General features: G+C 60.5%; 22 protein-coding genes. 3 read left to right on the top strand and 19 right to left on the bottom strand.

Annotated features, from left to right (window positions below):
• Positions 1-37 precede the first annotated feature (37 nt).
• From rpsT to pyrR, 14 genes are all read right to left on the bottom strand, one after another.
• Positions 38-304 carry a 30S ribosomal protein S20 gene (gene rpsT, locus AB5Z20_RS01350; RefSeq protein ID WP_022094714.1) on the bottom strand — a complete coding sequence of 89 codons (267 nt, stop codon included), beginning with the start codon at positions 302-304 and terminating at the stop codon, positions 38-40.
• A gap of 133 nt (positions 305-437) precedes the next feature.
• A complete protein-coding gene (gene holA, locus AB5Z20_RS01345; RefSeq protein ID WP_347492324.1) occupies positions 438-1400 on the bottom strand; it encodes a DNA polymerase III subunit delta in 963 nt (320 codons plus the stop codon).
• 78 nt (positions 1401-1478) lie between these two features.
• On the bottom strand, positions 1479-3782 hold the full coding sequence (locus AB5Z20_RS01340) for a DNA internalization-related competence protein ComEC/Rec2 (RefSeq protein WP_368155991.1): 2304 nt from the start codon (positions 3780-3782) through the stop codon (positions 1479-1481).
• Positions 3779-4489 (bottom strand): helix-hairpin-helix domain-containing protein, encoded by a 711-nt coding sequence (locus AB5Z20_RS01335; protein ID WP_368155989.1) that lies wholly within the window; start codon positions 4487-4489, stop codon positions 3779-3781. The genes AB5Z20_RS01340 and AB5Z20_RS01335 overlap by 4 nt, the downstream gene beginning before the upstream one ends.
• A 214-nt stretch (positions 4490-4703) precedes the next feature.
• Positions 4704-5948: a tRNA uracil 4-sulfurtransferase ThiI gene (gene thiI, locus AB5Z20_RS01330; RefSeq protein ID WP_368155988.1), complete on the bottom strand. Its 1245-nt coding sequence runs from the start codon at positions 5946-5948 to the stop codon at positions 4704-4706.
• Complete coding sequence (locus AB5Z20_RS01325; protein WP_055250050.1) at positions 5949-6230, bottom strand: DNA-directed RNA polymerase subunit omega; 282 nt, start codon at positions 6228-6230, stop codon at positions 5949-5951.
• A 5-nt stretch (positions 6231-6235) separates the two neighbouring features.
• Positions 6236-6805: a guanylate kinase gene (gene gmk / locus AB5Z20_RS01320; protein ID WP_089573396.1), complete on the bottom strand. Its 570-nt coding sequence runs from the start codon at positions 6803-6805 to the stop codon at positions 6236-6238.
• Positions 6806-7114, bottom strand: a complete 309-nt coding sequence (gene mihF, locus AB5Z20_RS01315) for an integration host factor, actinobacterial type (protein WP_006236130.1) — start codon at positions 7112-7114, stop codon at positions 6806-6808.
• A 239-nt stretch (positions 7115-7353) separates the two neighbouring features.
• The gene (pyrF, locus tag AB5Z20_RS01310) at positions 7354-8070 is read right to left on the bottom strand and encodes an orotidine-5'-phosphate decarboxylase (protein WP_368155986.1); all 717 of its coding nucleotides are present in this window, start codon (positions 8068-8070) and stop codon (positions 7354-7356) included.
• Positions 8064-8972 carry a dihydroorotate dehydrogenase gene (locus AB5Z20_RS01305; protein ID WP_368156063.1) on the bottom strand — a complete coding sequence of 303 codons (909 nt, stop codon included), beginning with the start codon at positions 8970-8972 and terminating at the stop codon, positions 8064-8066. The genes pyrF and AB5Z20_RS01305 overlap by 7 nt, the downstream gene beginning before the upstream one ends.
• A gap of 14 nt (positions 8973-8986) precedes the next feature.
• Positions 8987-9754, bottom strand: a complete 768-nt coding sequence (locus AB5Z20_RS01300; RefSeq protein ID WP_368156062.1) for a dihydroorotate dehydrogenase electron transfer subunit — start codon at positions 9752-9754, stop codon at positions 8987-8989.
• A gap of 116 nt (positions 9755-9870) precedes the next feature.
• On the bottom strand, positions 9871-11160 hold the full coding sequence (locus AB5Z20_RS01295; RefSeq protein ID WP_368155984.1) for a dihydroorotase: 1290 nt from the start codon (positions 11158-11160) through the stop codon (positions 9871-9873).
• The gene (locus AB5Z20_RS01290; RefSeq protein ID WP_035138537.1) at positions 11144-12088 is read right to left on the bottom strand and encodes an aspartate carbamoyltransferase catalytic subunit; all 945 of its coding nucleotides are present in this window, start codon (positions 12086-12088) and stop codon (positions 11144-11146) included. The genes AB5Z20_RS01295 and AB5Z20_RS01290 overlap by 17 nt, the downstream gene beginning before the upstream one ends.
• 4 nt (positions 12089-12092) lie before the next feature.
• Positions 12093-12677, bottom strand: coding sequence for a bifunctional pyr operon transcriptional regulator/uracil phosphoribosyltransferase PyrR (pyrR, locus tag AB5Z20_RS01285; RefSeq protein ID WP_215694023.1), 585 nt, complete (start codon positions 12675-12677; stop codon positions 12093-12095).
• 452 nt (positions 12678-13129) lie between these two features.
• Here pyrR and rpmB point away from each other — a divergent pair, with 452 nt between their 5' ends.
• The 3 genes from rpmB (at position 13130) to AB5Z20_RS01270 (ending at position 17355) form a co-directional block, all read left to right on the top strand.
• Positions 13130-13318 (top strand): 50S ribosomal protein L28, encoded by a 189-nt coding sequence (gene rpmB, locus AB5Z20_RS01280; protein ID WP_022094725.1) that lies wholly within the window; start codon positions 13130-13132, stop codon positions 13316-13318.
• Between the two features lie 536 nt (positions 13319-13854).
• A complete protein-coding gene (gene adhE, locus AB5Z20_RS01275; RefSeq protein WP_368155982.1) occupies positions 13855-16503 on the top strand; it encodes a bifunctional acetaldehyde-CoA/alcohol dehydrogenase in 2649 nt (882 codons plus the stop codon).
• A gap of 87 nt (positions 16504-16590) precedes the next feature.
• Positions 16591-17355: an aminoglycoside phosphotransferase family protein gene (locus AB5Z20_RS01270; protein WP_006236119.1), complete on the top strand. Its 765-nt coding sequence runs from the start codon at positions 16591-16593 to the stop codon at positions 17353-17355.
• Positions 17356-17532: 177 nt separating this feature from the next.
• Here the strand turns inward: AB5Z20_RS01270 and AB5Z20_RS01265 are convergent, their stop codons facing one another.
• The 5 genes from AB5Z20_RS01265 to AB5Z20_RS01245 are packed head-to-tail and all read right to left on the bottom strand — an operon-like array spanning position 17533 to position 23839.
• Complete coding sequence (locus AB5Z20_RS01265; RefSeq protein WP_368155981.1) at positions 17533-19254, bottom strand: proline--tRNA ligase; 1722 nt, start codon at positions 19252-19254, stop codon at positions 17533-17535.
• Complete coding sequence (ispG, locus tag AB5Z20_RS01260) at positions 19255-20337, bottom strand: flavodoxin-dependent (E)-4-hydroxy-3-methylbut-2-enyl-diphosphate synthase (RefSeq protein ID WP_368155979.1); 1083 nt, start codon at positions 20335-20337, stop codon at positions 19255-19257.
• Positions 20338-20350: 13 nt separating this feature from the next.
• Positions 20351-21712, bottom strand: coding sequence for an RIP metalloprotease (locus AB5Z20_RS01255; protein WP_368155977.1), 1362 nt, complete (start codon positions 21710-21712; stop codon positions 20351-20353).
• A 25-nt stretch (positions 21713-21737) separates the two neighbouring features.
• Positions 21738-22925 carry a 1-deoxy-D-xylulose-5-phosphate reductoisomerase gene (gene dxr / locus AB5Z20_RS01250; protein WP_368155976.1) on the bottom strand — a complete coding sequence of 396 codons (1188 nt, stop codon included), beginning with the start codon at positions 22923-22925 and terminating at the stop codon, positions 21738-21740.
• Positions 22925-23839: a phosphatidate cytidylyltransferase gene (locus AB5Z20_RS01245; protein ID WP_343006965.1), complete on the bottom strand. Its 915-nt coding sequence runs from the start codon at positions 23837-23839 to the stop codon at positions 22925-22927. Before AB5Z20_RS01245 ends, dxr begins: the two co-directional genes overlap by 1 nt.
• Positions 23840-23841: the final 2 nt, after the last annotated feature.

Below are 23841 nucleotides of genomic sequence, written 5' to 3'. Positions count from 1 at the left end.
TTTATGCGCGTAATCTGTGTGGTGTGAAATTTACAACTTAGGCGTTGATGCTGTTCACGAGCTTGGCAAGACCGGACTTGCGGTTGGAAGCCTGGTTCTTGTGGATGACATGCTTAGCGGCAGCCATGTCGAGACGCTTGGTGACGGTCTTGAGGGCAGCCTGGGCCTTCTCGGCGTCGCCCTCGGCGACGGCGGACTGAACGTGCTTGGTCAGCGTCTTGAGCTCGGACTTGACAGCCTTGTTACGCATGCGAGCTGCCTCATTGGTGCGGATACGCTTCTTCTGAGACTTGATGTTTGCCACTTCTGGAGTTCCTTTCGAGTTCCTTGCAAAAAATGTATGACACCTCTGAGACACGGTGAGGTCATGCAAGCGCCTACTATAGCACGCTCCCCCTCAAAGGGATAGAACGAATTTGTCAAATAGGCAGGTATCATCACGATTTTCTCAAGATGTTCGTAATCCAGAGCAAAAGCGCGGTCTGAGAATCGGCCGAACCCTTAAGCGCGAGCTCCACATCGACGGCACCCTCGAGCGCGGCGACGAGCTCGGTCATCGAAAAACGACGTGCCCAGGTAAGGTGGTTCTTGACCTGCCAGGCCTGAAGCTTGAGCGTCGCGGCGAGCTCGCGCCCCTGCCCACGCCCATCGAGCGCCTTGGCGACGATCAGCTCACGGATGCGACCGCATAGCAGCGTGTAGGTCCACACGTAGCTCTTGGAGGGCAGAAGCTTAAAGAGCTCGAGCGAACGCCGCATATCGCGAGCCGAGACGGCATTGAGGAAGTCCCAGGGCTGAACCTCGGCCGTACGCACGATCCAACGCTCCACGTCGGCAAGCTCAATCTGGGGCGCCTCGACCATCTGGGCGAGCTTTGCCAGGTCGTTATCGAGCATGCGCGTGTTTTCGCCCGAACGCGAGACGAGCTCCTCGGCAGCAGCCGTCGAGATGGACTTACCGTGCTGCGTCGCCATCTGCTGCACGCGGCGCGGCAGTTCCCAGCGCTTGGTACCCGAGCAGTCGACGATAGCCTTCTTGTCGATCTTGGCGATTGCCTTATACAGGCGCGTATTCTTGGCAAGTGAGTCGGCGATAATGAGACAGACCGTTGTGGGGCTGGGACTTGCGAGGTACTCGACGAGCGGTTCCGAGACCGCCTTGGCAAGCTTGGAGCAGCCGTCGAGGATCACCAGGCGAAACTCGCTACCCATGGGAAAGGTATTGAGTGAGCCGATGATCGACTCGATATCGGGATCTTTCGTCATGTCGCGTTCATCGAGGTTGAACTCAACCATACCCGACTTTTCCAAGCGAGCTTTCATACGCGAGACGGCGTGGTCGCGCTTGACCCCATCGGTACCGACGATCAGATATGCCGGCAGCAGACCGGTTTCGGACATTGCGCTCCCCTCTCGCAGACCCTCGAATTCGTACCGTGCCATTTTAGCCCACGGGCAGGTCCCGCGCCAACGGCAGCATCACGGTCGCTGGCATCGCATCGCAAAGCCCTTCGCGGTCGGCAAGACGGTAATGTCGCCGTGTTCGATGGTGCATGCGAACGCACCACCCGCTTCCTTAACGGCATCGATGCAGGCATCGGATGGATGGCCGTAGCGGTTGCCCTCGCCCGCACTCGCGATAGAGAGCTCGGGCTTAAGCGTGCCCAGCAGGTCTGTGTCGACGGAAACTTTTGAGCCGTGATGCCCTAGCTTGAGCACATCGATATCACCCACCTCCTGTACAAACTCGCGCTCTTGATCGAGTTCGGCATCACCAGTGAGGAGCACGCGCAAGCTCTTGCCTTCCTGAGCATAGGAAAGCAGCAAAACAAGAGAGTCCTCATTGCCCTCGCCATCCACCGTGTCAAACGGCCACATCACACGTGTCCGAAACGCGCCGATATCGACCGTGTCTCCGCAAGCCACCTGCCGATACGTTACGCCGGGGCGATTCAGGACCTCAGCAGGCGCGCCGTCAAGCGCATCGGCCGCGACCACAATGGTTCCAACCGAAAACTGATCGAGCACATCAGGAAGGCCACCCCAATGATCCTCATCCCAATGTGTCACGAAGACGGCGTCGATATGGTGGACGTTATTGCGAACCAACGCGCTTACCACGCGCTCATCGAGACCACAGTCGACGAGCGCCACGGCGCCACCCTGACGAACCAGGATCGCATCGGCCTGCCCCACATCGAGCACCGTCACCGAAGGCGGAGCGAAGCGATCCCAGTAGATGTACGGAATCCCCACCAGGAGCGCCAAGCAGACAAGCCCGGCAGCCATAGGCCGTGCCTGCGGGCGCGGCCACCAGACTAGAAGGATCCCCAGAAAACACGGCACAAGGTAAATCCACATGCTATCGGGCGGCACGCTCACGGATGCACCCGGAACGGCGGCAAAGAGCTGCTCGAAGAACAGCGCGCAACGAGCGACAATCATGGGCACCACGAGCGCCCAAGCTTGCAACGGCGCCACGAGCGAAAAGAGAACCAGCACGATCGACACAGCAAGCAGGAGACTCACCACCGGACCGATGACCACATTCGACAGCGGAGCAATGAGTGAGAAAATACCAAAAGCAGGAATCGTAATGGGAAGTGTCGCCAGTTGCGAGCACAGCGTGACGGAAAGCATGCTGGCAAAGCCCGATGGCACACCCAACTCACTCAAAGCGTAGGTCGCATAGGGGCAAAAGCACAGAATGGCAAAGACGCTGGCACATGAAAGCTGAAAGCCCATCTCGAACAGCACCGTCGGCCGCAGTAGCACAAAGATGGACATAGTTACGAAGAGTGCCGATGCGCCATGCCGGCGACGCCCCGCACCGTTTACGACAAGCGTCGCGAAGACCATGCAGCACGCGCGCACGGCCGAGGGAGACGCACCCGTAAAGGCAGCGTAGCCCACAAGCGTTATCGCCAATATCGCCCGCTGAAGACCACGTGAACACCGAGTCTTTTGCAAGACACCCTCAATCACAAACCCCACGATGGCAAGATGGCTGCCCGAGACAGCGATGAGATGCGCGGTGCCCGTTACCGAAAACCAGTCGCCCGCCGGCTGCGCGCGCAGCTCGGCCGAACGACCGCAGACGACACCGGCTATGAGCGCACGCGCCGGGTCGGTCGCAGGCGCGATGGACGCAAGCAGCCCATTTCGCAGCCGAAGCAGCGGCCCCGGAGAGCCCTCATCGACCGACACAATCCGAACGGCTTTAACCTTGCGCACCTCGCCTCGGAGCACGCGCGAGCGCCCATACGCATCGTTCTCGAAGCGCGAAACGCGGCCGATAACGCGCACATGAGACCCGGCACCAAGCTCGCGGTCGCACGACAGACGAACCTCACCCAAGCACCTGCCGTCCACGCATGTTTCGCAGGTGTAGGAATACGTCCCATCGTTTATGGACGGATCACCCTGCACGACAAACTCGAGACTGCTTGCCGCTCGACCGTCGAGCGCCTTCGTGGCACTTAGCGCACCCACAGCCCACCACGCCGAAACAATCGAGCCCGTCAGCAAACCGATAGCTGCGGCATATAGCCAACGTTTCCACAAGACAAGTCGCTCACAAGATCGAGCCAGCACCATGCACAGCGACGCCGCAACCGAAATAACTACAAGCGGTCCGACCGCCGATGTCTGCTCCCCCAGCATCGCATCGGCGGCCACGTTGAGCACCAAGACACAGCTAACGCACAGGCCGGCACACAAGGACATCGTCCATGGCATGAGGGGCCGCGGGGGCATCACATGCTCGCGCTTGGGCGCGCTCATACGCAGATGCAATCTTTGATTTTGGCGAGATTCTTCTCACCGATCCCCGATACGCGCATCAGGTCGTCGACTGAGGCAAAAGCACCGTTCTTTGTCCGCTCATCGATAATCGACTGAGCCATAGAAGGCCCAATGCCCGAGAGCGTCTGCAGCTCCGCCGCACTTGCCGTATTGATGTTCACGAGCCCCGACGAAGACCCCGCGCCAAGGGTCGTGGCAGCACCACTTTCGGCCCCGCCGACCGCCGCGGCCGCTTGTTGCTCCCCCACCGTCGGAACATAGATCTTTTGCCCATCTGTGATCTTGGACGCACGGTTAAGCCCTGTCACATCTGCCTCGGCCGTAAGCCCTCCGGCGGCGTCGATAGCTTGGGACACCCGTGCTCCATCTTTGAGCCAATACACGCCGGGCCTCACAACGGCGCCATCCACATCGACGTACACCTCCGCAGCAGAGGAACTCTTGGCAGACGACTCATCGGCATCATCAGGAGAGGCATCCCCGGCCCCGCGCGCATCCGAGGCGCTTGCCTCATCACTATGCTCAAACGACACGCCGCTGGAGCGGCTACTAAAACTTGCCATCGCCAAGCCGCTCGCGGCGGCAATGACAACCAGAATCGCCACCACCACCGCTTTATGCCCGAGCAGCTTTCCTGCCCAGCGGTCCATACGTTTAACCCGTTCGTGTTGCTCGCGCTGCGCCATAGCAAACACCTCCCAACACCATCGTGTCAGGAAACGAACGCCGCAGCTTCCGCACGTCCACACCAGTTTTCGCGGTCAAACCAAATACCGACCAAAACCTTGCGCGAACATGTCCATTTATTCAGTCACACGTCAGCGAATGAACATCTTGGCATCATTTGCCATGATAGCAAAAGACCGACGATACAGGCGCATCGTCGGTCTATGCAGGCAATTACTCGTGATCTTGGTAAATCTCACGCGGAGCAAGCTCCGAATGTTTGCGTTTTAAGGTCTTAGAGGCCTTATACGTGTTGCTGGAGAAGTCAATGTACTCGGTCTGCTTAAGCAGGCGCTCGATCATTTCCTCGTGGTCGAACAGCTCCCAGGCCTCGTGCACGGCATCGAGTTTGGCGTGCGTCTCGGGACGACGCGGCATAAACAGCGTGCAGCAGTCGGGCGCTGCCTCAGTGGAAATATCGAACGTACCGATCTCCTGAGCGCGCGCAATGATCTCCTGCTTATCGGACCCGATGAGCGGACGGAACACGGGAATCTTCACGGCCTCGTTGACGGCCATAATGTTCTCGAGCGTCTGGGAGGCGACCTGACCGAGCGACTCGCCGGTCACGATGGCCTTGGCGCCCTCAATATGAGCAATACGCTCGGCAACCGAATACATGATGCGGCGATACATGATCACGCGCAGGTTGCTGGGGCAGGCGACGGAAATCTCACGCTGGCAATCGCCAAACGGCACAACGTACAGGCGGCCGATCTGGACACCCGGCTCAAGCGCACGGATGATGTCCTGCACCAAATACTCGCTCGTATCGGGAGTCTGCGGACGACCGGAGAAATGTACCGGCACGCACACCGCGCCGCGACGCGCGAGCATCCAGGTCGCCACCGGAGAATCGATGCCCGACGACAAAAGCGTCACGACCTTGCCGGCAGAACCCACCGGCAGACCGCCCACGCCGCGCTCGGAGCGCGCGTACACGTAAACGCTACCCTGTACCACCAGTACGTGCACCATCGCATCGGGGTCGTGCATTTGAACCTTTTTATCGGGGAAGGCCTCGCACAGCACCTCGCCCACCTGGCGATTGATATCAATCGAGGTGAGCTCATAGTCGGTATTGGAGCGCTTGGCGTGAACCTTAAACGAATCGAAGGGGCCAAACTCGCGCAGCGCCTTGACGGCGGCGGCGCAGTACTCCTGCGGGTCGCGGTTGGTGTGGTAAGCCAGGGACACACGGGCAACGCCGGGGACGGTGCGGATGACACGCGCCGCCTCGTCGGCCTGATGCTCGTTAAAGGTCACGAGGATATAACCGGAAATTCGAGACACGGCGTTCACGGAAAAGGCGGCCAAAGCCGCCTTAATGTTATCCATGAGGATATGCTCAAAATGTGCGCGGTTCTTGCCCTTCAGTCCAACCTCGTGATAGTGGACCAGGCAAACGCGAGCTGCCATTTAGGCTTCAGCAACCTTATGGCCGAGCGCCTTCTCGTAACGGGCCTCGTCGTAGGAGATATCGCCGTCGACGATCTCATCCATAGCCATCGAGATGGTATCGGCGCCGGAGAGCGCGATGGTGATGTCGTCGACATCCTGAACGGCAAGCACGCGGTTATGCTGGCCACGCAGCATGCTATTGATGTCGCAGGCACGCTTGGAGGCAAGCGAAGCGAGCAGGAAGCGGTTGTGATCGGTCTTCTCCAGAAGATCGTCAATGCAAGGCTTTACAACGGACACGGACCTCAGATCCTTTCATGCATATCGAGAACGCGAACGAGCTCGTCGGTCGCGCGGTCGAGATCGTCATTCACCACGACGTCGTCGTAGCGGTCGGCAAGGGCAAGCTCATGGGCGGCGTTTGCCATACGCAGCTCAATCGTCTCGGGCGTCTCGGTACCGCGACCGACCAGACGCTCGCGGAGTACCTCGAGCGAGGGTGGCTTGATAAAAATCAGCACGGCCTCGGGAAAACGCTCCTTAACCTGCAGGGCACCCTGAACATCAATCTCCAAGATGAGAGACGAGCCAGAGGCGAGCTTGGACTGGACCTCGCTCACCAACGTGCCGTAGCAGTTACCGTGGACCTCGGCCCACTCAACAAACTCACCGTTCGCCACGCGGCGGTCGAACTCCTCGCGCGTCAAGAAAAAGTAATTGACGCCATCGACCTCGCCTTTGCGTGGGGCTCGCGTGGTAGCCGAAACCGTCAGGCCCAGGTTAGAGCGACGCTCGCGTACACGAGTGACGAGCGTGCCCTTGCCCGCGCCTGACGGTCCAGAAATCACAAAGAGCTTTGAATCCTGAGCGCTCACTTATTTGGTCAGCTGCTCGAGGAGCTGCTCGCGCTGACGGACGCCAAGGCCCTGGACGCGACGGGTAGCGGAGATGCCGAGCTCCTCCATGATCTTGGCGGCCTTGGCCTTGCCATAACCGGGGAGAGACTCGATGAGGGTGGAAACCTTCATGCGGGAAGCAATGGGGTCATCGGAGTTGAGCACGGATTCGAGGGACTTCTCACCCTTCTTGATCTGCTCACGGAGCTCTGCGCGAGCGTGACGCGCGGCGGCAGCCTTCTCAAGAGCCTGCTTGCGCTGCTCATCGGTAAGCTGAGGGAGTGCCATTCGTACCTCCAAATAGTTGGGTTATATCTGATTCAATATTTGGCATTTTAGCACGTAAAACGTACAAAATGGCCAATCGCGGCTCCATAGGTTAGACGATACCCGCAAAAAGTGCAATATATCGCGCTAAAAGATGAGCCCCTGACCTGCGATTCCACACAAAGGATGGGAAAGTTTTCGCAGGCACAGGGGCTAATTTGTGCTAATGAGACCCAAAAGTGGTGACTTAAGGGAATCTTTTATGCGACGTTTTCGACCAGCTCGGCAACGATGGCGTCAAACGCGGCAACCGGATCATCGGCGCCGGTAATGGGGCGGCCAACCACGATATGGCTCGCGCCGCGCTCGATAGCCTGGGAAGGCGTGGCCACGCGGGACTGATCGCCCAGCGCAGCACCAACAGGACGCACGCCCGGGGTCACAATCAGCGCATCGGGGCCCAGCAGCTCACGCATGTCATGAGCCTCCATCGGCGAGCACACGATGCCGTCGATACCGTTGGCCTGGGCGAGTTTTGCCAGACGGGCGGCCTCCTCGGCAACGGGCAACTCGACGCCGATCTCGCTCAACGCATCCTGATTCATACTCGTAAGCACGGTGATGGCGACGAGCTTGGCTCGATCCTCGCGCGCCTCCTCGGCACCCTCACGGCAGGCGGCGAGCATAGCACCCGAACCCAATCCATGAACCGAAAGCAGGTCGGCACCGGCAAGCGAGGCCGAGCGAGCGGCACCGCGCACCTGATGCGGAATGTCGTGGAACTTAAGGTCGAGGAAGACCTTAAAGCCCAGGTCTTTAAAGGTCTTGACGATCTCGGGACCCTCAGCGTAATAGAGCGTCATGCCCACTTTAAGCCAAGCGGCATGGCCCGAAAGCTCATGGGCGAGCTCGAGCGCACGCTCACGGCCGCAGTCGAGGGCGACGATAACGCGGTCGCGGGCATCGGTCTCTAGCATTCGAAAGCACCTACCAGCTCGTTGATGTCCTTCACGCCCTGGGACTCGGCCCAGGCCTCGAGCTCGCGCGCGATCTTAATCGAGGCGCACGGATCGACGAAATTGGCCATACCGACCGATACGCAGGTGGCGCCGGCCAGGATAAACTCGGCCGCGTCCTCACCGGTCATGACGCCGCCGACGCCGTTGATGGGGATATCGACGGCCTGGGCAACCTCCCAGACCATACGAACGGCGATGTGGTGGCACAGCGGACCCGAAAGGCCGCCCTTAGGCTTGGCCACACGGGACTTGCGGGTATGAACGTCAATGGCCATACCCTGGATGGAGTTGATGACCGAAAGGCCATCGGCTCCCGCGGCCTCGAGGGCGCGGGCGATCTCGGCGACGTTGACCGGGGCCATCTTTACGAACAGCGGCTTGTCGGTCACCTTGCGGCAGGCGGCCATGACGCCAGAGGCGCCCTCGGGCGTGGAGCCCATGGCGGCACCGCCGGCGGCAATGTTGGGGCAGCTCACGTTGATCTCATAGCCGGCAGCCCAGGGGCACAGCTCGACATACATCTCGAGCGCACGAACAAACTCGTCCACGGAATGACCGGCGACCTGGCAGATGACCTGGCAACCGTCCTTGGAGAGCTGCTCGAGCCACGGACCGGACTCGCGGGCGAAAGCGGCCACACCGGGGTTCTGCAGGCCCACGGAATTGATCATGCCGCCGGGGATCTCGGCCATGCGGGGTGCGGGATTGCCGGGCCAGGGCTCGGCAGCGCAACCCTTGGTGGTGATGGCACCCAGCTGGGAGACATCGAAGAAGTTCTGGAACTGCCAACCGTAGCCAAAGGTACCGGCTGCGGTGTTGATGGGGTTCTGCATCTTGACGCCGCCGAAATCGACGGCCATGTTCACGGTACCCACTAGAAGACCACCACCTTGGAAGCATCGAACACGGGGCCGCACATGCAGGCGCCCTTCATACCGTCGACCGTCTCGACATTGCAGGTGTTGCAGGCACCAAAGCCGCAGCTCATCATGCGCTCGAGCGACACCTCGCAGTACGCGCCGGCCTCGGCGGCAGCGGCGGCAACCTTCTTCATCATGACGGCGGGACCACAGCTGGCGACGTAGTCGTAACCGCCCTCGCCGAGCAGCTCGGCGGCAGGATCGGTGCAGAAGCCGTGCGTGCCCAACGAGCCGTCATCGGTGCACACGTTGACCGTGGCTCCCAGCGCGCGAAACTCATCGACGCCCACGGCCTTGGAAGCGGTGCCAAAGCCCAGGCATACGTCAACGTCCACGCCCTGCTCGGCAAGCATGCCAGCCAGGCAGAGCACGGGCGGAACGCCAATGCCGCCGGCGACGAGCAGTGCTTTCCTGGTACCCTCGGGCACGAACCAGCCGCGGCCGCCAGGGCCCAGCAGGTTGGAGGTGGAGCCAGGGGCCATCTGCGACAGACGACGGGTATCATCGCCCACGACGGCGTACCACAGCTCGACGGTGCCGGCCTCGGCGTCGGCACGATAGAAGCTCAGGGGCACGCGAAGCAGCGAGGAAGCATCGCCCGGCACGGCGATATTCACGAACTGACCGGGCTTGAGCGCACTTGCAAGCTTGGGGGCCGAGATAACGACCGAGAAGATGCCGTCGGCGATCTCCTGGTTCGAGACGACCTCGAAGTCGTGCATGCGTGCAGTGGAAGGTGTGGGCATAGACGCTCCAATCCCCCATGCGGTTGCATGGTTCAGTCGAACAGAAAGCGCGGCACCGCAAGGGCGCCGCGCACAAAAGCGATAAGGCTATGCTAGCAGATGCAGCCGTCGGCAAGCGTCTGCTTACCGCCGACAAACACATCGGTGGCACGACCGGTGAGCGTGCGGCCGGCAAAACCGGAGTTCTCGGCGCGCGACTCGTAGCCGCCCTCGCCGACCGTCCAGGTGGCGGTGGGATCGAACACGGTCAGGTCGGCAACGGAGCCTGCCTTGACCTGAACCTGGTCGAGGCCCAAGATCTCACGCGGCTTGATGGCCATAAGCTCGACCATGCGTCCCATGCCCATCTTGCCGGTGTTGACAAGCTCGGTGAGCACGAGCGCCAGCGAGGTCTCGAGGCCGATCATGCCGAAGGGCGCAAGCTCGAACTCACGGGCCTTCTCCCACGGGGTGTGGGGAGCGTGGTCGGTGACGATGACGTCTACGGTGCCGTCGATGACGCCCTGACGGATAGCCTCGGCGTCTTCATCGGTACGCAGCGGCGGGTTGACCTTGAGCGAGGTGTTGTAGGTCTCGTCCAGGTCGTTCTCGGTCAGGAACATGTGGTGCGGGGTAGCCTCGCAGGTGACCTGCACGCCAGCTGCCTTACCGGCACGCACGAGCTCCAGGCCATGGGCGGTGGAGATGTGCTGGATGTGCAGCTTGGCACCGGTCAGCTTGGCGATCTCGATATCGCGGGCGATCTGCAGCTCCTCGCCCGCCGCCGGCCAGCCCTCGAGGGCCAGACGGGTAGAGACCTTGCCCTCGTTGATCTGGCCGTGACCGACCAGGTCCTCGTCCTGGCAATGGCTCATAAAGACCTTACCGAACATCTTGCCGTAGTCCATGCAACGACGGAGCATGCCTGCACCCTGCACGCCGCGGCCATCGTCGGTGAAGGCGACGGCGCCGTGGGCGACCATATCGCCCATCTCGGACATAGCCTCGCCCTTAAGACCGCGGGTCATGGCGCCAGAAGGATAGACGCGGCAGTGGCCGACCTCGGCAGCGCGGGACTTGACGAACTCAACGACGGTACCGTTATCGGTAACGGGGTCGGTGTTAGGCATGGCGCACACGCCGGTGAAGCCGCCCTTGGCAGCTGCGCGGGTGCCGCTCTCGATGTCCTCTTTGACCTCGTAGCCGGGCTCGCGCAGGTGGACGTGCATGTCAACCAGGCCAGGGACGAGGTACTTACCGGAAAGGTCGCGGACCTCGGCTCCCTCGGCGGCGAGGTTCTCGCCGACCTCGGCGATCTTGTCGCCGTCGATCAGGACGTCAACGACACCGTCAAGCTCGACGGACGGGTCGACGACGTGGGCATTCTTAAGAAGCAAGGCCATTATCGGCACCTCCAAGCAGCAGATACAGGATAGCCATACGCACGCAGATACCGGCGTAGACCTGCTCCAGGATGACGGAGCGTTGCGGGTGGTCGGCCATATAGGAGTCGAACTCGACACCGCGGTTGATGGGGCCCGGGTGGCAGATGATCGCGTCGGGCTTCATGAGCTTCTCGCGGTCCTTGGTCAGACCGAAGAGCTTGTGGTACTCGCGAATCGTGGGGAACGGGGCACCCTCGAGGCGCTCCTGCTGTACGCGCAGCATGTAGACGACGTCCAGCTCGGGCAGGACGGAATCGAGGTCGCTCGTCACGTGGTCGCAGCCCAGAACCTCGGGCGCCGGCGGCAGCAGCGTGCCGGGGGCGACGGCGTAGGTCTCGCAGCCCATGATCTTCAACGCGGGGATCAGCGAGCCGCAAACGCGGGAGTGGGCGATGTCGCCGACAACGGCGACCTTTAGACCGTGGAAGTCACCCTTGTGCTCCCAGATGGTGTACAGGTCGAGCAGAGCCTGCGTAGGGTGGTTGTGCTTACCGTCACCGGCGCAGATAACACTCGCGGGCGAATTCTGCGTGACGATGTAGGGAGCACCGGCATGCTTGTCGCGCACGACGATGCAGTCGATCTTGTAGGCGTTGAGGGTCTCGACGGTATCGACGAGGCTCTCGCCCTTGACCGTGGAGGTCGAGGAGCCACCGAAGTTGAGGCTGTCGGCGGAAAGACGCTTCTCGGCGAGCTCGAAGGAGCTGCGGGTACGCGTCGAGGGCTCGTTGAACATGTTGACGATGGTCTTGCCCTTGAGCGTGGGGACCTTCTTGATGGCACGCTCGTTGACCTCGGAGAACGCCTTGGCGGTCTCGAGGATGAGCTTGATGTCCTCTTCGGAGTACTCGGTAATGTCGATCAGATGCTTATGATTGAACGCCACGGTACTACTCACCTCCCAGCGGCGCGGAGCCCACGTGGGAACCCGGCGCGACGTCGTTGATCTCGACAGCGGTGCGGCCGTCGACTTCCTTCATATATAGGTGCACGTTCTCCTCGTGCGACGAGGGAACGTTCTTGCCGACAAAGTCCGGCGAGATAGGGAGCTCGCGGTGACCGCGGTCAACGAGAACTGCCAGCTCGATACGGTTCGGACGGCCCAGGTCCATAACGGCGTCCAGAGCGGCGCGGATGGTGCGACCCGTGTACAGGATGTCGTCCACCAGCACGACGCGCTTGCCGTCGACGCTGAAGGGAATGTTGGTAGCGTGGATCGCGGGAGCGAAATTGGTCGCATAGTCATCGCGATAGAAGCTGATGTCCAGGCTGCCGAGCGGAACGTCGACACCCTCGATCTCCTTGATCGCCTCGGCGAGCTTCTTTGCCAGAAGGTCGCCGCGCGTGACGATGCCGACCAGAGCGAGGTCTTCACAGCCCTCGTTGCGCTCGAGGATCTCGTGCGCGATGCGGGTCATCGCTCGGTTGACGGCGGTCTCGTCCATGATGACCGCCTTGGGGGAAGTCGTGCCCATCGATCTCCTTCCTCACATGTCTTGACTGCCGACACAGTCAAAAAAATAGATGCCCGACCGCTCAAAGCGGAACCAGACACCCACAGGAAGTACTGCTCATTGACAGCTATGTAATTCCATGCGGGTATCTCGTACCCCTTTAATGGTCAAGGCATAGTGTAGCCAACCTCGGGCTCAAATGCGAGCATAAATACTAGTCAATCCGTAAACGGAGCAAATCGCTCCATAAACCTATATATATTTGTGGGACGCGCTTGAAAACCTTGTTGCGAGCTGGCATAATCCCCTCTGCTGCACGCAAATCGGATCTACGTCCAGAGCCGTGGCGTGGGCACTATCGCCAAAAGAGAAATATCTCTGTGTAGATTGCGCACAGAGACATGCTTCTGTGCTATAGTTCAGGCTTGTTTGTTAACGCGACATGTTCGTTTGTCGCCCAAGGAGGGTCAGTTATGTCCAAAGTTTGCGAAGTTTGCGGTAAGCACCCCGTTGCCGGTCGCTCCATCAGCCACTCTCACCGCGTCACCAACCGTAAGTTCCGCCCTAACATCCAGCGCGTCTACGTCGTCGTCGATGGTCACCGTCGCAAGATGAACGTTTGCTCCACCTGCCTCAAGTCCGGCAAGGTTGCGCGCTCCTAAATAAGGTCTTACCAACAAGTACCTCGGACTCTCCGGGTCAAAGACCTCGCGTTCACATAGAACTTACCAAAGGCGTCCTCCATGTGGAGGGCGCCTTTTTGCACTCATTGGGGACAGACTTACATGAGTGTTTTCGAGCATAGGGGCCGCGTCACAGATGTCAAAGGGATCTAAGCCCAGCCGGTATGCCTTGTAGCTTGACCAACGATACGCCTCGAGTGAGTTGATCGCACCTTTCACCGGATTGAGAGGGATATAATCGAGCAGCTGCACCGCCTGCGTGTCCGACTCAACCGCGACCCGCGAATAGCGATTGTCAAACAGATGCCCCGTTCTCCCCGTTTTCCCATTGAAATACTCATGTGAGTCTGTCCCCAATGAGCGGGGCGATGCAGTAGGCGGATAGTTTTTAGTTAAAACGCTTCATTAGGTTGAAGCGTTTTAGTGTGCCTTTTACGGGAATCTTACCGTTCTCCGAATAAATTCTTGCTATCATGCAAGGCGTAGGGTAAATCTCCGATCGCAAGGAGACACAAATGGTGAAAAAGTCACCGGAAAACACTACTCCCGCAATTGTGGACAACGTAGAGGCGCTTGAGGCTAAGCTCGCTCAGATGCGAGAGGCCCAGGCGCTTTTTGCTACGTACACGCAGGAGCAGGTCGACAAGATCTTCTATGAGGCCGCCATGGCCGCCAACAAGGCTCGTATCCCGTTGGCGAAGATGGCCATCGAGGAGACCGGCCGCGGCGTTCTTGAGGACAAGGTCATCAAGAACCACTACGCCGCAGAGTACATCTACAACGCTTACAAGAACACCAAGACCTGTGGTGTCCTGGAGCGCGACGAGGCTTACGGCATCACCAAGATCGCCGAGCCCATCGGCATCGTGGGCGCCGTCATCCCGACGACCAACCCCACCTCCACCGCAATCTTCAAGACGCTGATCAGCCTGAAGACCCGCAACGCCATCATCATCTCCCCGCACCCGGCTGCCGCCAAGTGCACCATCGCCGCCGCCAAGCTCGTGCTTGACGCCGCCGTCAAGGCCGGCGCCCCCGAGGGCATCATCGGCTGGGTCGATGTCCCCTCCATCGAGCTGACCAACATGGTCATGCGCGACGTCGACATCATCCTCGCCACCGGTGGCCCGGGTATGGTCAAGGCCGCCTACTCCTCGGGCAAGCCCGCCCTGGGCGTTGGCGCCGGTAACACCCCGGTCGTCATCGACGACACCGCCGACGTGCTGCTCGCCGTCAACTCCATCATCCACTCCAAGACCTTCGACAACGGCATGATCTGCGCTTCCGAGCAGTCCGTGACCGTCATCGACACCATCTATGAACAGGTTAAGGCCGAGTTCCAGAAGCGCGGCTGCTACTTCGTCAAGCAGGGTGCCGAGATGGAGGCCCTGCGTGCCGCCATGTTCAAGAACGGCGCCCTCGATCACCGCATCCCCGGCATGGCTGCCGCCAAGATCGCCGAGCTCGCCGGCATCGAGGTTCCCGCCAAGACCAAGATCCTGATCGCCGAGGTCACCTCCACCGACCCCGCCAAGGAGGAGTTCTCCCACGAGAAGCTCTCCCCGGTCCTGGCCATGTACCACGCCAAGGACTTCCAGGAGGCCGTCGACAAGGCCGAGCACCTGGTGCTCGCCGGTGGCCCGGGCCACACCGCCTCTCTGTACGTGCACCCCGCCCAGGCCGAGAAGATCAGCCTGTTCGAGCACGTCATGAAGGCCTGCCGTATCGTCATCAACACCCCGTCCTCGCACGGCGGCATCGGTGACCTGTACAACTTTGGCATGAAGCCGTCTCTGACCCTGGGCTGCGGCTCCTGGGGCGGCAACTCCGTCTCCGAGAACGTTGGGGTGAAGCACTTGATCAACGTTAAGACTGTGGCCGAGCGCCGTGAGAACATGCTGTGGTTCCGCGCTCCCGAGAAGGTCTACTTCAAGAAGGGTTCCACGCCCGTCGCCCTCGACGAGCTGGGCAACGTCATGGGCAAGAAGCGCGCCTTCATCGTCACCGACCAGTTCCTCTTCAAGAATGGCAACACCCGCGCCATCGAGGCCAAGCTCGACGAGATGGGCATCGCCCACGACTGCTTCTACGACGTCGAGCCCGATCCGTCGCTGCAGTGCGCACGTCGCGGCGCCAAGCAGATGGCTCTCTTTGAGCCGGACGTCATCATCGCCGTCGGCGGTGGCTCCGCTATGGACGCCGGCAAGATCATGTGGATGATGTACGAGCACCCCGAGTGCAAGTTTGAGGACATGGCCATGGACTTCATGGACATCCGCAAGCGTATCTTCACCTTCCCCGAGATGGGCAAGAAGGCCTACTTCGTCGCCGTCCCGACCTCCTCGGGTACCGGCTCCGAGTGCACGCCGTTCGCCATCATCACCGACAAGGAGACCGGCATCAAGTGGCCGCTCGCCGACTACGCGCTGCTCCCCAACATGGCTATTGTCGACGCCGACAACTGCATGACCGCCCCGCGCGGCCTGACCGCTGCCTCCGGCATCGACGTCATGACCCACGCCATCGAGTCCTACGTCTCCATCATGGCTTCCGATTACACCAAGGGCCTCTCCGAGCGCGCTGCTAAGCTCGTCTTCGAGAACCTGCCCTCCAGCTTCACGAACGGCGCCAAGGACTCGCATGCCCGCGAGGAGATGCACAACGCCTCCTGCATGGCCGGTATGGCCTTCGCCAACGCCTTCCTGGGCCTCAACCACTCCATGGCCCACAAGCTCGGCGCCTTCCATCACCTGCCCCACGGCATCGCCAACGCCGTCATCCTGACTCGCGTCATGCGCTACAACGCCGCTGAGGCCCCCGTCAAGATGGGCACGTTCTCTCAGTATCCTTACCCCAACGCGCTGCACAACTACGCCGAGATGGCCAAGTACTGCGGCATCGAGGGCAAGGACGACAAGGAGGTCTTCGAGAACTTCATCACGAAGCTCGAGGAGCTCAAGGACTTCATCGGTGTCAAGAAGACCATCGCCGACTACGGTGTCGACGAGCAGTACTTCCTCGACACCCTCGACGAGATGACCGAGCAGGCATTCAACGACCAGTGCACCGGCGCCAACCCGCGCTACCCGCTCATGAGCGAGATCAAGGAGCTCTACCTGGACGCCTACTACGGCCGCGAGCCTCAGGATTACGCCGTCTGCTAGTTCTAGCACGGTTTTAACGGCGGGGGTGCACGGGTGTTTCACACACCCCCGCCGTCGCTTCTATCGCATCGTTGAAAGGATGCAACCATGCTGCTACCCGATTCCAAGACCGAACTCGTCCGTCGCGGCAACAAGGTCGTTTACGACCTGGGCGACAAGATCGTCAAGGTCTTTAACGAGACCAAGCCCGTCTCCGACGTGTTCAACGAGGCTTTGAATCTTGCCCGCATCAATGAGTGCGGCATCCGCAGCCCCAAGGCTCTCGAGGTTTCTCAGCTCGAGAACGCCAACGGCTGGGCGCTCGTGACCGAGAAGGTCCCGGGTACCACCCTTGCCGAGAAGATGACTGCCGAGCCCCAGCGCTTTGGTGAGTACCTCGAGATGTTCGTCGACCTCCAGATCGAGATCCACGGCTACACCTCCCCGCTGCTCAACCGTCAGCGCGACAAGTTCGCCCGCATGATCGACAGCCTCGATCAGCTCAATGCCACCACGCGCTACAACCTTCAGGAGCGTCTGGACGGCATGACCAAGGAGTTCAAGGTCTGCCACGGCGACTTCAACCCCTCCAACGTCATCGTCGGCGACGACGGCCAGCTCTATGTGTGCGACTGGGCACACGCTACTCAGGGCTCCCCTGCTGCCGACGTTGCCACCACCTATCTGCTCTTTGCCCTCAACAGCAAGGACCAGGCCGAGGCTTATCTGGAGCTCTACTGCGACCGCGCCGACATGCCCATGCAGGTCGTGCGTCAGTGGACGAGCATCGTCGCCGCTTCCGAGCTCGCTCGTAAGCGCAACGTGAACGATGAGTTCCTGAAGAACTGGATCGACGTCGTCGATTACCAGTAATATCTGAGCGATTCATTTCGCATCGGAGGCACTAAGGAAACCCCGCAGCTCGCTTGGGCTGCGGGGTTTCCTTTTACCCATCGAGCTGATTCACGCAACAAAAAGGACTGCCCCGCATCTCATCCTAAGAGAAATACGGGGCAGTCCAGCAATTACATCAAATAGCAGAAACGTCGATTAGCGACGGGCAGCCTTCACCAGCTCGGCAACCTTGGCGACGACCTCGTCGATCGCCACGTCCTCACGCTCGCCGGTAGCACGGTCCTTGAGCTCGACGGTGCCGTTCTTAAGGCCGCGCTTACCCAGAACAACCTGATACGGGAAGCCCATAAGGTCGTTGTCGGCAAACTTAAACCCGGGACGCTCGTCACGGTCGTCGACGACGACCTCGATACCCTCGGCGCACAGGCCATCAACGATCTGCTCGCAGACGGAAGCGCACTCCTCCTTCTTGGGGTCGAGCGGAATCACCGCAACCTCGTACGGGGCGACGGAGACCGGCCAGACGATGCCGTGCTCGTCGTTGTGCTGCTCCACGACGGCAGCGAGCGAGCGAGACACGCCCACGCCGTAGCAACCCATGATAAGCGGCTTCTCCTTGCCGTCCTCGTCCATAAAGGTGGCACCCATGGCCTCGGAGTACTTGGTACCCAGCTGGAAGACCTGGGAGACCTCGATGCCGCGAGCAGCAGAAAGCGGCTTGCCGCAGTGCGGGCAGGGATCGCCAGCGACGACGGTGACCAGGTCGGCCCACTCGTCGACAGTAAAGTCGCGCTCGGGGCAGGCACCGGTAAAGTGATAATCAACCTCGTTGGCACCGCAGGCCCACTGCTTAGACTCGCGCAGGCTCTCGTCGCACACCAGACGGATTCCCTCGGGCAGGTTCACCGGTCCGATAAAGCCCTTGTGCAGACCGTAGGTCTGGAGCTCCTCGTCGGTCATCATGCGATAGCCCTTGCCAAAGACATGCTCGGCCTTGCAATCGTTGAGCTCATGGTCGCCCGGGACAATGGCCACGACTGGCTTGCCCTCGGAGTCGATCAACGCCAGCGACTTGCGCGTACCGTTCTCGGGGAAGCCGAAGAACTTGGCGACGGCCTCAATGGTGCCCATGCCCGGAGTCTCAACCTTGGTGAGCGTACCGTCTCCGGGGCCCTCGGTCACAACGACCTTGGTGCTTGCAGCCTCGTCATCGGCAGCAAAGCCGCAATCGTCGCAGTAGACGAGCGAGGCCTCGCCGGCGTCGGCCAGAGCCATGTACTCGACGGAGGTGTCGCCGCCGATCTCGCCGGAGTCGGCGACAACGGGCAGAGCCTTGATGTAGCAGCGCTCGCAGATGTTGGCGTAGGCCTGCTTCATCTTGTCGTACTCCTCCTGCAGACTCTCCTGCGTGCCAGAGAAGCTGTAGGCGTCCTTCATGATGAACTCACGACCACGCATTAGGCCAAAGCGGGGACGGAACTCATCGCGGAACTTGTCCTGAATGTGGTACAGGTTGACGGGCAGCTGCTTATAGGAGCGCAGCTCGTTGCGCACCAGGGCCGTGACGGTCTCCTCATGCGTGGGGCCCAGCACAAACTCGCGACCATGACGGTCGTCAAAGCGCACGAGCTCCTTGCCATAGGCATCGATGCGGCCGGACTCACGCCACAGCTCGGCATCGACCATAATAGGCATCATGAGCTCCTGAGCGCCGGCGGCGTCCATCTCGTCGCGCACGATATTCTCGATCTTACGAATCGAGCGCCAAGCGAGCGGCAGATAGGAATACAGACCGGCGGCCTCCTTGCGGATCATACCGGCACGAAGCAGCAGACGATGGCTTGCAAGCTCGGCGTCGGCCGGATCCTCTTTGAGCGTCGGTGCATAGAGCTTAGACATATACATTGCTCGGGTCATTTATTTCTCCTCAATAAGCTTGTCGACCTCGGCCATAAGCGCGTCGACAATTTGATCCTCAGCTACTTTACCAATGATCCGGCCATGCGAAAAGAGCAGGGCCTGACCACGTCCGCAAGCAACGCCCAGGTCGGCATCAGAAGCCTCACCGGGGCCATTAACGGCACATCCCATGACGGCAATCGAAAGCGGCGCGGCATAGTTCTTAAGCCGCTCGGTTACTTCCTCAGCGATTGCGATCAGGTTAACCTGACAGCGGGCGCACGTGGGACATGAGACAATCTCGGGGCCACGGCGACGCAGGCCCAGCGACTGCAAGATTCCCCAGGCGACCGGCGGCTCCTCAACCGGATCGGCCGTGAGCGAGACGCGCATGGTGTCACCGATACCCTCAGACAGCAGGATACCAAGGCCCACGGAGCTCTTGATGGTGCCCTGTAACTTGGTACCCGCCTCGGTTACGCCCAAGTGAAGCGGAACGTGGGGAATCTCACGCGACAGGGCTCGATAGGTATCGAGCGTCGTTTGCACGCTATGGGCCTTGGCCGAAAGCACAATGTTCGTAAAGCCGCGGTCTTCAAAATGGTTGACGAAACGCTCGCTCGACATCACGAGCTTTTCGGGCTGCGTGAGGTCGTCACGCTCGGCGATATCCTGCTCAAGCGAACCGGCATTGACGCCGATACGAATCGCGCAGCCCGCGGCACCCGCAGCATCGATCACCGCGTCAACCTTGGCCCAATCGCCGATATTGCCGGGATTGATGCGCAGCTTAGCGGCACCGGCCTCAATGGCACCAATGGCGAGCTTATGGTTAAAGTGGATATCGGCAACAATCGGCACTGGAGACTCGGCACAGATGGTGCGGAAACCCTCAAGCGCGGCCTCGGTGGGCACGCTCACGCGCACGATATCGCAGCCAGCCTGCGCCAAAGCACGCACTTGCGCAAGCGTTGCCTGGGCATCAGCGGTATCGGTGCAGGTCATGGACTGGACCACCACCGGCGCGCCGCCACCGATCTGCACGCCGCCCACATGCACGGGACGCGTCAGCTCGCGAGGCAAAGGATGGGATAAAGACAATCCAACCACTCCCCTACAGAATAAATCGAAGGACGTCGGAACGAAGCATATAGACAAACAACAGCGCAAAGAGCGCGATGCCCACATAGCTCACAATCGTCTGGATCTTGAGCGGAAGCTCGCGGCCCGCAATCTTTTGAATGATCTCGATGACCAGCTTGCCGCCATCGAGTGGTGGGATGGGCAGCAGGTTCATAAAGCCAAGCGAGAACGAAATGAGGGCGGCAAACGAAAGGAACGTGGCAGGGCCGGCAGCAGCAGCCTGCGAGGACATAACGCTAATACCCACGATCGAAGAGGACTGATCGAGAATCTCCATCGTATGCTGCGGCTGGAGCAGGCGCATCACACCCTCCGCTGTCTGCACGACATAGGAGAAGGACAGACGAGCCGACGTGATGGGGTCCAAACGGACCACCTGCGTAGAGGCATACACACCGAGGCGCTCGTCCTCTTTGAGTGCAACCGTGGTCGAATGCTGCTTGCCGTCACGCTCGTACTCGATGGCGATATCGTCCTTACCGGCAGCCTTGCCAATGGCATCGTAAACGTCCATCCAGGTAGAGCACGATACTCCGTCGACCGAAAGGATCACGTCGCCGCCCTCGATTCCCGCCGCGGCGGCAATCGAGCCTTCGTCAACCTGGCCAATCACATTGGTATCCACCGGTACCGTGACACCTGCGATGGAATAGATGCTCATAAGGAGCAAAAAGCCCGTCAGGATATTGACGATAATGCCCGCAAGCAGCATAAAGGCACGCTTGACAAAGCCCTGGCCCAAATAGGTGTGCGAGCGCTCACGTGCAAGGAATTCGGCCTCGCCGCACGGCAGTTCCCATACATCGCCCTCGGCAGTCGCATGCTCTCGATCGAACTTGCGACCGTCAAAGGTGGTATATCCTGCAGCATCGCGCGGCAGGGTCTGGTACTTGGTGGGATAGTAACTGGGCGAAGGCTTTTCCCCTTCTTCATACCAGGGGGCGATGGAGCCCCAGCCCAACAGCAAAGCACAGGCCTCGAGAACATCCTCCTCGGACAGCTCGAGCTCGACAGCAAGATCGGCCACCGTCACACGGCCGTGGCGATAGATGGCCGCAAGCACGCGATCGGCACACGAGACATCGGTCGGATCCATGCCACAGATGGCAGCATAGCCACCCAGCAGCAGCGGCGTCACGCCAAACCTGGTGCCGATGCGACGCGATGTGTGGTGGATATCAAAGCGACACGGCAGGCCCAAAAAGAACTCGGTCACGCGAGCACCGCAGGCACGCGCCGCCAAAAAGTGGCCGCCCTCGTGCAAAAACACGAGGACGGAAAGCATCAGCAGGCCCCAAAAGACCGATGAGAGAACACTCAGAACAGTATCCATAAAACGAAAAAGCAATCCTTATGGGTTAAGAACGGGTTGCAGCGAGCACCTGCGCGGCCTTTTCACGCGCCCACGCATCGATGTCGCGAAGTTGTTCAAACGAATCGACCGTCTGGGCATCGTGAGCATCCATGCAGGATTCCACAATGCGATCGATATCGGTAAAGCTGCAGCCATCATGCAGGAAGGCATCGACGGCGACCTCGTTGGCGGCATTGAGCACGCACGGCATGGTGCCGCCCGTCTTGCCGGCACGTTCGGCCAGCGCAAGGCAGCGGAAGGTATCCATGTCGGCCGCGTCAAAGGTAAGCTGCCCCAACTCGCGGAAATCGATACGCGGAGCCGGCGTATCCCAACGCTCGGGATACGAGAAGGCAAACTGGATGGGAATGCGCATGTCGGAGGCACCGAGATGCGCCATCACAGAGCCGTCGGCAAACTCGACCATGGAGTGAATCTTGGACTGGCGCTGCACGACCACGTTAATGAAATCAAGATCACAGCCAAACAGATGCATGGCCTCGATACGCTCCAGACCTTTGTTCATGAGGGTGGCGGAGTCAATCGTGATCTTGGCACCCATAGCCCACGTAGGATGCGCCAGGGCATCGGCGCGCGTCACGCGATCGAGCTCGCCACGCGTGCGGCCAAAGAACGGGCCGCCCGAGCAGGTAAGCCAAATGCAGTGAGCCTCACGCGGATTCTCGCCCAGATAGCACTGGTAGATGGCAGAATGCTCGGAGTCGACCGGGATAAGCTGACCCGGCTGCGCCAACGGCATCAGCAGGTCGCCACCGACGACGAGCGACTCCTTATTGGCCAAGGCAAGACGCTTGTTCGAGGTCAGGGCAGCATGGCTCGCCTCAAGACCGGCAGCGCCCACGATGGCCACGAGCACGCAGTCGACATCATCGCGGCATGCAAGCTCGCACACGGCCTGCGCGCCGACGCCAAGCTCTGTGCCCTCGGGCAGTTCCTGCAGCACCGCGTCGGAGCCATGGGAGGCGTCAGCCACGGCAACCGCCGGAACCGAGAACTCACGGGCAGCGGCAACGAGCTCGGAGGTGCTGGAGTTAACGGACAGCGCCGTCACCTGCAGACGATCGGCATGCTGACGGCACACGTCGAGCGCCTGAGTGCCGATAGAACCTGTACAGCCCAGAATGGCAACACGAAGACGGCCGTCGGGACCGTAGGTGGTCTGATAAGCCATTACAGCACGCCTCCGATCATCAGCAGCAGCTGCGCGGTAATGCAGCCAAAGATGAGCGAGTCGCTACGGTCGAGCATGCCGCCGTGGCCCGGGATGAGATTGCCGGAATCTTTGACGCCCACACCGCGCTTGATACGTGACTCGATGAGGTCGCCGATAACGCCCAGGATGGAGACGACCACGCCGCAAAGCAGTGCATAGGGCAGGCTCAGTTTATAGAAGTGCGTTGCCCACAGGATGAGCCAGATCAAGACAGAGCCCAAAATGCCGCCGACAAAGCCTTCCCAGCTCTTTTTGGGAGAGATCTTGGGAACCATCTTATGCTTGCCGATACGGCTGCCCACGATGTAGGCAAACGAGTCGGAGACCCAAAGGGACGCACAAACGCCCACCGAAAGCAGGGCGCCGGCAAAACCGGGCACGGCATCGCGCAGTAGCACGATAGCCGACAGCATAAAGCCAGTGTAGATAGGGCCCATGAGCGTCACGGCAACGTCAGAGATGCGCGTGCGCGGAGACCAGACATACCAGATACCGACGGCAAGCATCAAAGCGAACAGCAGGGCGTTCAATAGCAGCGAATCGCCCAGTGCCGAGAGCGGAAAGAGCACGGCGGCAGCGATACCAAGGCGCTCGTTGGCAACCTTGCCGTCGAGCCTCGTCATGCGGAAGAACTCGTAGCAGCACAGACCGCTCATGACGGACACGAAGATGGCCGTGGGCACAATACCCAAAACCAGGCACAGGATAAAGACAACAGCATAGACGATACCGGCGGCGGCACGGGTGATAAAGCCCGCCAGCCACGAACCGGAGCTGCTCTTCGCCGCAGGCGCTCCCGCAGTGGCAGCCTTACGCGCGGGCGTCGCGGAAGTAGGTGCCTTGGGAGCGGATGCCTTGGGACGTTCGGACACGA

Origin of the sequence: Collinsella aerofaciens, assembly GCF_040910245.1 — a bacterium.
Taxonomy (GTDB): domain Bacteria; phylum Actinomycetota; class Coriobacteriia; order Coriobacteriales; family Coriobacteriaceae; genus Collinsella.
This window is presented reverse-complemented; position numbering and strand designations above follow the sequence as displayed.